Below are 1,685 nucleotides of genomic sequence, written 5' to 3' on the forward strand. Positions count from 1 at the left end.
GTTCGGCGGGGGTGATGGGGCGGAGACGGAGGTGGGTCATACGCGGGCTCCCTGGCGGATCGAAACCGTGGTCGAACGGCCAGCCTAGGCAGTCACCCGCGCCCGTCCCGGGGGCCGAAGGTCTCCAGCGCCTCCGTGTCCGACGCCCGTGCGTTGAGGAAGTAGTCCGCCCACTCCGCGATCTCCGGGTAGTCGCACTCGCGGATGAGGCGGGTGATCGCCGTGGGGATGTCATACGGCGTTACGCGCAGGTCCGTGCCGGGGCCGAGCAGGCACCAGTGGGCGCCGGCGCGGCCGTACGGCATGCCGACGCTGCCGGGGTTGACGATCAGACGGCCGTGGGCGAGGCGGACGTACGGCATGTGGGTGTGGCCGCAGACGATCGTGCGGATGTCGTCGTCGAGGCCGGTGAGGACCTCCGTCCAGCGGGCGGGGCGGGAGTCGACCAGGACGACTTCCTCGTCGTCCCGGGGAGTCGCGTGGCAGAAGAGGACCCTGCCCAGGCCGCGGATCGGGAGCGTCAGGGTCTTGGGGAGGGTGGCCAGGAAGTCGACCTGGTCGGGGCGGAGGGCGGTCGCCGCGTACGGGGCGATGGGGTCCGGGATGTCGGCGCGTTCGCCTCTGCGGTACTCGACCAGTTCGCGGTCCGCGTTGCCCGAGATCCACAGCACTCGGTCGGCCTCGGCTCTCAACAGGTCTACGACTTCCGCCGGTTGGGGGCCCGCCGTGATGTCGCCGGTGAGGACGATGCGGTCGGCGGCGGCCACCTCCGGTTCGGCGAGGACCGCTTCGAGGGCGGGGAGCACTCCGTGGATGTCGGAGAGGACGGCGACTCGGCCGAGTTCGTCGGTCACTTCCCCTCTCCCTCCAGCGCGTCCGCCAGTACCTCCGCGAGGTGCCGGCCCCGTACCCCCGCCAGCTGCTCCAGCTGTGTGCGGCACGAAAAGCCGTCCGCCAGGACCAGCGCGTCCTCCGGTGCCTGGCGTACCGCCGGGAGCAGTTGTTCCTCCGCGCACGCCGTCGACACCTCGTAGTGGCCCTTCTCGAAGCCGAAGTTGCCTGCCAACCCGCAGCAGCCGCCCGCCAGTTCACCCGTCAGGCCGGCCGCCTCGCGCAGGTGGCGGTCGGGGGCGTCGCCCAGGACCGCGTGCTGGTGGCAGTGGGTCTGGCCGACCGTGGGGCGGTCGATGCGGGGCGGGGTCCAGTCGTGGGCGAGGCGTTCCAGGGCCTCGGCGAAGGTGAGCACCGAGGCGGCCAGGCGGGCCGCTCGGGGGTCGTCGGGGAGGAGTTCGGGGAGGTCCGTGCGGAGGGCCGCCGCGCAGCTCGGTTCCAGGACGACGACGGGCACGTCCCCCATGCCCGGGAGCTCGTCCATCGCGTCCAGCGTGCGGCGCATCACCTCGCGGGCGCGGTCCAGCTGGCCGGTCGAGACGTAGGTCAGGCCGCAGCAGACCGGCTTCCTGATCCTCCTCATCGCCGGCAGGACCGGGAGTACGCCCAGCCCGGCCGCCTCCAACACCCGTACCGCCGCCTGCCCGACCGTCGGCGAGAGGTGTTCCGTGAACGTGTCCGGCCACAGGAGGACATGACCCCGCGCGGGCGTCTCCGAGTACTCCACTCCCGCCCGCATGCTCCGCCGCGTCGCCGCCCTCACCTCCCGGCGCCACCCGCGCGTGAACGTCACC

General features: G+C 72.6%; 2 protein-coding genes. Both read right to left on the reverse strand.

Annotation, left to right across the window (positions count from 1 at the left end; translation table 11 throughout):
• Nucleotides 1–92 precede the first annotated feature (92 nt).
• The gene (locus tag AC31A1_RS51050; RefSeq protein ID WP_489659855.1) at nucleotides 93–854 is read right to left on the reverse strand and encodes a metallophosphoesterase family protein; all 762 of its coding nucleotides are present in this window, start codon (nucleotides 852–854) and stop codon (nucleotides 93–95) included.
• The coding region (locus tag AC31A1_RS51055; RefSeq protein WP_489659856.1) for a (Fe-S)-binding protein at nucleotides 851–1,685 on the reverse strand (835 nt) is incomplete at its 5' end. The genes AC31A1_RS51050 and AC31A1_RS51055, both read right to left, overlap by 4 nt.

Source organism: Streptomyces sp. P5F9, from assembly GCF_057961495.1.